Origin of the sequence: Dialister sp. UBA1703 (assembly GCA_002320515.1) — a bacterium.
Taxonomy (GTDB): Bacteria; Bacillota; Negativicutes; order Veillonellales; family Dialisteraceae; genus Dialister.
The window spans coordinates 779-9,107 of the sequence record DCJJ01000016.1 but is presented as its reverse complement, the minus strand read 5'-3'; the positions used below and the strand labels follow the sequence as shown (position 1 = coordinate 9,107).

Here is an 8,329-nt window from a genome sequence, read left to right as displayed (position 1 = left end):
ACGCCATCCAGCGAAGTCGGTGTGGACGGTGGTAATCCTGATTATGATACTTGATGTGGACGTGACCGCCGCAGGCGGATTATAAAACTCATCGCCCGATAGGGCGATACCACCACCCTCGGCCCGAAGGGACGTCGCCCCCTGAGCGAAGCGGTGCACAACCCTTCTACACAACCCGCGGCAAAGCCGCGCCCCTTTTTTTATAAAACTTGCGGCGTTAGCCGCCACCACAACTCTCGGGGCGCAGCCCCGTCAGCCCTCAGCGCCGCAGGCGCGTTCAAAGAAAGGAGCCCATCATGCCCATCCATCTTCCTGCCAGAGTGCTCCGGGATATTTCAAAATTGGCCGCAAAAAACCACATTCAAAGGATTATCCTGTTCGGATCCCGGGCACGAGGCACCCATACAGAACGGAGCGACATAGACATTGCCGTCAGCGGGGGAAATTTCGACAGCTTCTACCGGGATATTAAAAATGATGTGCATTCCCTCCTTATGTTTGATGTGGTGAATCTTGATGATGGTATTTCCGAAGAATTGCAGAAAGAATTGGACCGAGACGGAGTGGTGATTTATGAAAAAACTCGATAACTTCCTAAGCTGCCTTAAGGTACTGGAAAAAGCGGACTTCTCCCTGGCAGAGAATGATGAAATCTACCGCACCGGCATTATCGGCCAGTTCAACCTTACCTTCGAACTGGCGTGGAAAGCCCTGCAGCAGGTTCTGCGTCTTCATGGCGTGCAGGAAGCAGAAACCGGTTCTCCCAGAGAAATTCTCCAGCTGGGATATAAAGTAGGATTCGTGGACGATCAGCCCGTATGGCTCCTCATGCTGAGGAAAAGAAATCAGTCCGTCCATATGTATGATGAAAATGAAATAGACGAACTGGTTCTTCTCATTAAAGACAGCTTCATTCCCGCCTTCGCCAGACTGGCCAAGACCCTGGAGAAAAAACTGAAAGAAGCGGAGGATTAAAGAGCTGCCTCACTGGCTGCATCTGTTTTCTCTTCGGAGCCGCATGCCGCTATGGGGGCAGATGAAAAACGCGCCCATGATGCTCTGAGCCGAGAGATCTCCTGTCGCCATGCTTTCTTGACCATGGAGGAGTGAGATTTCTCCACTCCGCTTCGCTTCGGTCGAAATGACGGAGGGGTGTCCGCCAACACCGTCATCTCGAGCGGAGGATTTATGAGAAGATTGTCTCGCGGTGTTTTATTCTGTCCCCCGGATGGGGGAAAGTCCGGCGCAGCCGGATAAGGGGGAGCCGCGCAGCGGCTAATCACCAGAATGCTTATCATGCTATATGATACAGAAAGCCAATCCCGTAACGCTCTTGCGTCCCCTTTAGGGGAAGAGGGCCACGAAGTGGCGAAGGGATGTACGAGGGTAAGAATGATTATGATACTCGATGTGGACGTGACCGCCGCAGGCGGATTATAAAACTCATCGCCCGATAGGGCGATACCACAACCCTTTGAACCTTTTGAACCCTCTGAACCCTCTGAACCCGGGGCCGCGGAGCGGCCCCATAATAAGGAGTCTCCTATGACCAAAAGAAATATCCCTGTAAAAATGAATGAAACCTACACCCTTGGTATCCGTGACCTTGGCATCCACGGCGAAGGCATCGGCTCCGTCGATGACTTCACCATCTTTGTACCCGGCGCCCTTCCCGGGGAGACGGTGACCGCCCGCATTGTGGCGGCCAAGAAGTCCTACGCCCAGGGGAAGCTGATTTCCATTGACAGTCCTTCTCCCTGCCGCACGAAGCCGGAATGTCCTGTCTACGACGCCTGCGGCGGCTGCCAGATTTCCCATCTTACCTACGAAGGCCAGCTGGCTCTCAAGGAAAAGCGGGTGCGGGACGTGGTGAGCCGTCTGGGTGGCTTCTCCGAAGACCTGGTGCTTCCCGTCCTTCCCGCCGCCCATCCCTGGAACTACCGGAACAAAATGGCCGTGCCCGTTTCCCAGGTCACCGGCGGCCCGGTGATTGGCTACTACCGCCAGGGGAGCCATCAGGTGGTACCTATTGACGGCTGCCTGATTCAGGAAGAAGAAAATAACCGGGTTCTCCGCTTCGCCCAGGGATTCATGGCAAGGCACCATGTCCAGGGCTACAACGAAAAATCCCGCAAAGGCTCCATCCGCCACATCATGGCCCGCACCGGAGACAAAGGAGAAGTCATGGCCGTCATCGTCACCGCCACACAGGCCCTTCCCTTTGCACAGCTCTGGGTGAAGGAAATGCGTGAGCTCCTGCCGGAAGTAGTTTCCATCTACCACAACGTACAGGCTGGCCGGGGCAATGTGATTCTTGGAAATACCATTCACCACCTCTGGGGGAGAAAGACACTCACCGCCACCCTGGCAGGCCTCTCCTTTGAAATTTCCCCCTTCTCCTTCTTCCAGGTCCACAAAGACCAGGCGGAGAAACTGTATGAAACTGCCCTGGACTACGCCTCCCTCACCGGCGGCGAAACCGTTATCGACGCCTACTGCGGCACCGGTACCATTTCCCTCTGCCTTGCCAAAAAAGCGAAAAAAGTGATAGGCATTGAAATTGTGGAAGCGGCCATTGAAGATGCCAAAAGAAATGCGGACTTCAACCATGTGGAAAACGCGGAATTCTACGCCGCCGACGCAGGAAAGCTCATGCCCGCCCTCTATAAAGAAGGCCTTCGCCCTGATGTCATCGTCATGGACCCCGTCCGTGCCGGCTGCAGCGAAGACGTCCTCAAAGCCGCCGCTGCCATGGAACCGAAGCGTATCGTCTACGTCTCCTGCAACCCCGCCACCTTCGCCAGAGACGCTAAAGTTCTCTCCGCCCTGGGCTACACCCTCAAAAAAGTCCGGCCCGTGGACATGTTTCCCCAGACCATGCACGTAGAAACCGTAGCCCTTCTGGAGAGAGGAGAGTAGGATTTTTGTTCATGCTGGAATCAAATGAGCCATATGATTCATGAGGCCAATGGGCAGAAAAACCATACAACCGGGCTGGCGCCCGTGGAAATGCACCCCTTCTGCCGCCTGCGGCGGCGTCTTCCCCAGAGGGGCAGATTTTAGCGCCGCTATGCAATGAGCAGCTTAAGTTAGCACAAGGGTAAACATAGAGCAAATCTCCCCCACCGGGGGAGATGCCGTAGGCAGAAGGGGTGCATTTCCAACGCGCTGAAGGCGCGGTTGTATGGGTTTCCCCCGCCCGACAGGGCGGGCTTTAAGGTTTTATTAAAAATGGCGGCGGAGCCGCCACCACAACCCTCGGGCCTGAAGGGCCCGTCAAACCTGAAAACCCTCCGGCTGGAAGCCGGTCAAACCTAAGAACCTTTTACCACGACCCTTCGGCACAACCTGCCGCGTCAGCGGCGCCCCTTTCGCGCCCAAAGGGCGCGGCCCCTTTTTCACAAAATTCCCCTTGCACTTTTTCTCTCCATAGTTTATGATACATACAGGTTCATAAAGGGTTAAGATTCGAAGAGGAGTCCGTAAAGGACTCCTTTTCGAATTCCTGAAATGCACCGGAAAGCATAAACAATATTAGAATTGCATAAAAATACAGTTTCACAGTTGCAGAAAAGAATGCGTTTATAGTATGCTGAAAAAAGCATATTTCTGGCCCGGGGGATATGGGAGGAGAGAGGGGAAGCAGAGGAAACATGGACACTCTTGCAGAAGTATTTTCACTCCTTCAGAAAGGGCAGGTTATCCATATATTTTTTCTAAAGGAGCGAAGAACTATGAAAAAAATTCTCGCACTGGCTGCTGTTGCAGCACTCACCGCTGGCGTATCTGCATACGCAGCAAATCCATTCTCCGATGTTTCCACCGATGACTGGGCATACCAGGCAGTATCCGACCTCTCCGACCAGGGCGTGGTAGAAGGATACCCCGACGGCACCTTCAAAGGCGAAAGAAACATTACCCGTTATGAACTGGCTCAGATCATTGCCCGCCTCATGGCAAAAGAAGACCAGCTGAACGCTGAACAGCGTGCAACCCTGGACAAACTGGCTGGCGAATACGCTGACGAACTGGCTAACCTGGGCGTTCGCGTTTCCAACCTGGAAAAGAAAGTCGGCAACATCTCCTGGTCCGGCAACGGCTACATGAAATTCTATCAGACCTATAAAACTGGCAAAGACGCCAATGGAGGCACTCATTATACCGGTAAAGCTGATGACAAATACGTTGGCCGTATCCGTATCAATGTAAAGGGCCAGGTCAATGATTCCACCTATGTGAATGGCCTGCTCCGTTCTGACATGGACTTCAAGGACAGCGAAACCAGCGACACCTATATGCAGAGACTCTATGTTCGTCATGCATTTGGCGACAAAGTCGAAGCTACTCTCGGTAAATATGACCAGTTCTTCGGTCAGACCGGCGTATTCTTCGATTCTGAAATCAAAGGCGCTGAACTGGCTTTCCACGCAAACGATGCAGCCAACCTGGCAGTAGGCTATGGCCGCTTCGAAGACTGGAACGGAGACTATGCAGACAACATCACTGATAAACATGAATATGCCTACGCACAGTTCTCCGGCGAAGCAGGACGCTTTGCTTATGACGTAGACTATGTGAACGGCACCAGCTCCAACAAAGTCAACATCTGGGGCGCAGGCCTCACCGCAGGCCTTGGCGGCGGCTTCGACGTATTCGGTGACTACTACAAGAACACCGATGCCAAAGGCGATCCGGCTCTCTGGACTGCAGGCCTTGGCTACGGCAAACAGGACAATGCTAAAGTCGGCTCCTTCCGTGTAGCTGCTTCCTATGTAGACGCTGAAAGAAATGCATTCCTCGGTGCTTACACCTACGATGCTTCCCCACTGGACGCTCTTCTGAACAAAGACGTCAAAGAAGTTAAATTCTGGCGTGCAGAAGGCGATGTAACCCTCGCTAAGAACGTAAGACTCCACGGCGAATACAGCTTCGACGTAAAGACCAAAGGCACCGATACCGACTACGATGATGTAGCATCCGTATCCCTGAACTATGTATTCTAATTTTCATTAGAACGAAAAAAGAAGCTCCTCGAAATGAGGGGCTTCTTTTTTACTGCATCCAGACGCCGCCAAAGATTCCGACGCCAGCCGCGTCCCCCCTTTTTTTATCTGCGACGTCAGCCGCCACCACCATCCTCAGCCCGCCAGGGCTGTCGCCCCCTGAGCGCTAGCGATGCACAAATCATAGTGAGTCGTTTCCCCTGTGGGGACACAACCTGCCGCCATCAGGCGGCCATAACCATCGGGCCAAAGGCCCGTCAGCCCTCACGCCGCAGGCGTGTCCAATGCCGCCCGCTGCCACCGTCATCTCGAGCGGAGCCGCATGTCGGTATGGGGCAGATGGAAAACGCTTTGATGATACTCTGAGCCGAGAGATCTCCCACCCCAATGCTTTCTGGACTATTGAGGAGTGAGATTTCTCCACTCCGCAACGCTTTCGTCGAAATGACGAGAGGGGCGCTCGCCACCATCGTCATCTCGAGCGGAGCCGCATGTCGGTATGGAGCAGATGGAAAACGCTCCCATGATACTCTGAGTCGAGAGATCTCCCACCGTAATGTCGTCCGTACTATCAGAGGGGGAGATTTCTTCACTCCGCAACGCTTTCGCCGAAATGACGGAGGGCGCGGGCTGGCTTTTTTAAAATCTGCGCCCGAAGGGCGCCACCACCACCCTCAGCGGCAGAGCTGCTGTCGCCCCCTGAACGAAGCGATGCAACCCTTCTACACAACCCGCGGCGCGAGCCGCGCCCCTTTTTTATAATCTGCGCCCGAAGGGCGATACCACAACCCTCGGCCTGAAAGGCCGTCAAACCTAAGAACCCTCCGGCCGCCAGGCCGGTCCATCTTAAGAACCTTTCCCTTCACAACCCTTCTACACAACCTGCCGCCGCAGGCGGCCACAACCTTCGGGGCCAGAGGCCCCGTCAACCTTCCCCTCTGAACCCTCTGAACCCCATTTCCTGCATAGAAAAACTTCAGCCATGCTTATCGAGACTCTTGAATATTCTCCCATCCCATGATATACTATGACTACAGCACACATGCAGAAGAAAGTGACTATCGAACAGTATGAAAGGTTGTATTTCTTCCGGCAGCTGAAAGAAACATCCCGTCGGACTACCGGATATCGTACAAACTCCGGCGGAGCATCTCATATAAAGGGGATATTCCCCGCAAGTGATTGAAAGGAAGGTATTATTATGGCAAAAGCAGACATTCAGGAACAGTACGGTCTCTTCATTAATGGCGAATTCGTTCCCGCCTCTGACGGCGCTACCTTTGACGCCCACAATCCGGCAAATGGCGAGCACTTGGCTTATTTCGCAGAAGCAACCAAAGAAGACGTGGACAGCGCAGTAAAGGCAGCAAGAGCCGCTCTTCCGGCCTGGTCCAAAACATCTCCTATTGAAAGACAGAACATCCTGCTGAAAATTGCAGATATTATTGATGCCAATGCAGACCACCTGGCACTGGTGGAAACACTGGACAACGGCAAGCCTATCCGTGAAACCAAGGCTGTCGATATCCCCTTGGGCAGCGACCATTTCCGCTACTTTGCAGGCTGCCTCCGTGCATGGGAAGGCTCTGCCAACATGCTGGACGACAACACCCTCTCCCTCATTCTCCATGAACCGGTAGGCGTGGTAGGACAGGTCATCCCCTGGAACTTCCCCTTTACCATGGCATGCTGGAAACTGGCTCCCGCCCTGGCAGCAGGAAATACCATCGTCATCAAACCGTCTTCCCACACATCCCTCTCCCTCATGGAACTCACCCGTCTCATCCAGGACGTACTTCCGAAGGGCGTGCTGAACGTCATCACCGGCAAAGGCTCCAAATCCGGCCAGTGGCTCCTTGACCACCCGGACCTGGACAAACTGGCATTCACCGGCTCCACCGAAGTGGGCCACGGCGTATACCAGGCTGCCTGTGACAAACTCATCCCCGTCACCCTCGAACTGGGCGGCAAATCCGCCAACATCGTATTTGACGATGCAGACCTGGCCCAGGCCGTAGACGGCGCATGCAAAGGCATCCTCTTCAACCAGGGACAGGTATGCTGCGCAGGCTCCCGCCTCTTCGTACAGGAAGGCATTTTTGACGAATTTGTAAAACACCTGAAAGCTACCTTTGAAAACGTAAAAATCGGCGACCCCACGGATCCCGAAACCCAGCTGGGCGCCCAGATTTACAAATCCCAGCAGGATAAAGTACTGAAATACGTACAGATCGGCCTTGACGAAGGAGCCAAACTCATCACCGGCGGCGAAAGATACACCGAAAACGGCTGCGACAAAGGCTTCTTCATGAAACCCACCATCCTTGTCACCGACAAGAACAGCGACCGCGTATGCCAGGAAGAAATCTTCGGACCGGTGGTAGTAATCCAGAAATTCAAAACCGCCGACGAAGTCATCGCCCTGGCCAACGACAGCGTTTACGGCCTTGGCGGCGCCGTATTCACCAAGAACATCGACACCGCCCTCAAAGTAGCCCGCGGCGTCCGCACCGGCCGTATGTGGGTCAACACCTACAACGACCTCCCCGCAGGCGCCCCCTTCGGCGGCTACAAACAGTCCGGCATCGGCAGAGAAACCCACAAAGTCATGCTGGAACACTACAGCCAGATGAAGAACATCTACATCAACCTCAAAGAAGGCGTCAGCGGCATGTACGACATTAAATAATGACCGCTGAAAAAACTCCTTTCCCTCGGGAAGGGAGTTTTTTTTTGGAAAGAAATGGGAAGCCCGGAGAAACTGTAGGTCGGGATCAGGACCGGGACCTGGGCGGTGCTTTCCCGTATTCCCGCAGGAGCTGTCGCCCCCTGAGCGGAGCGATGCACAGCGAACATGATTTGAAGGAGCGCCAGCGACGCACAAATCATAGTGAGTCGTTTCCCCTGTGGGGACACAACCCTTCGACACAACCTGCGGCGCCAGCCGCGCCCCTTTTTTTTACATGACGATAGGGGTGCCCGCTGCCACCGTCATCTCGAGCGGAGCTGCATGTCGGTATGGGGCAGATGGAAAACGCTTTGATGATACGCTGAGTCGAGAGATCTCCTGCAGTAATGCCGCCCGTACTATCAGAGGGGGGAGATTTCTCCACTCCGCTTCGGTCGAAATGACGAGAGGGGCGCTCGCCAACATCGACATCTTGAGCGGAGGATTTATGGGGAGATTGCCTCGCGGTGCTTTAGAGTCCCACCGCTCAGCGGGGGGGAAGGTGGTGCCGTAAGGCACCAAAGGGGGGAAGCCACCGAAGGTGGCTCATCATCTGGGTATCATGCTATATGATTCATAAAGTCAATCCCGTAACGCT

Annotated in this window: 5 protein-coding genes; all 5 read left to right on the top strand. The window is 54.2% G+C overall.

Annotated elements, in window-relative coordinates:
• The first annotated feature begins 296 nt into the window (after positions 1–296).
• The 5 genes from B2Y11_RS00860 to B2Y11_RS00840 all read left to right on the top strand — a co-directional run bounded on the left by B2Y11_RS00860 (position 297) and on the right by B2Y11_RS00840 (position 7,692).
• Positions 297–590 (top strand): nucleotidyltransferase family protein, encoded by a 294-nt coding sequence (locus B2Y11_RS00860; protein ID WP_291054900.1) that lies wholly within the window; start codon positions 297–299, stop codon positions 588–590.
• Positions 574–975, top strand: a complete 402-nt coding sequence (locus B2Y11_RS00855; protein WP_273097311.1) for an HI0074 family nucleotidyltransferase substrate-binding subunit — start codon at positions 574–576, stop codon at positions 973–975. Before B2Y11_RS00860 ends, B2Y11_RS00855 begins: the two co-directional genes overlap by 17 nt.
• 570 nt (positions 976–1,545) lie before the next feature.
• Complete coding sequence (gene rlmD, locus B2Y11_RS00850; RefSeq protein WP_291054892.1) at positions 1,546–2,919, top strand: 23S rRNA (uracil(1939)-C(5))-methyltransferase RlmD; 1,374 nt, start codon at positions 1,546–1,548, stop codon at positions 2,917–2,919.
• A gap of 815 nt (positions 2,920–3,734) precedes the next feature.
• Positions 3,735–5,003, top strand: a complete 1,269-nt coding sequence (locus B2Y11_RS00845; RefSeq protein ID WP_291054889.1) for an S-layer homology domain-containing protein — start codon at positions 3,735–3,737, stop codon at positions 5,001–5,003.
• 1,201 nt (positions 5,004–6,204) lie between these two features.
• The gene (locus B2Y11_RS00840; RefSeq protein WP_291054884.1) at positions 6,205–7,692 is read left to right on the top strand and encodes an aldehyde dehydrogenase family protein; all 1,488 of its coding nucleotides are present in this window, start codon (positions 6,205–6,207) and stop codon (positions 7,690–7,692) included.
• The last annotated feature ends 637 nt before the right edge of the window (positions 7,693–8,329 follow it).

Bases quoted from the DNA above. Each gene is read 5' to 3' on its own strand.
- B2Y11_RS00860 (WP_291054900.1), top strand. From the start codon at position 297: ATGCCCATCCATCTTCCTGCCAGAGTGCTCCGGGATATTTCAAAATTG.
- B2Y11_RS00840 (WP_291054884.1), top strand. From the start codon at position 6,205: ATGGCAAAAGCAGACATTCAGGAACAGTACGGTCTCTTCATTAATGGC.
- rlmD (WP_291054892.1), top strand. From the start codon at position 1,546: ATGACCAAAAGAAATATCCCTGTAAAAATGAATGAAACCTACACCCTT.
- B2Y11_RS00855 (WP_273097311.1), top strand. From the start codon at position 574: ATGAAAAAACTCGATAACTTCCTAAGCTGCCTTAAGGTACTGGAAAAA.
- B2Y11_RS00845 (WP_291054889.1), top strand. From the start codon at position 3,735: ATGAAAAAAATTCTCGCACTGGCTGCTGTTGCAGCACTCACCGCTGGC.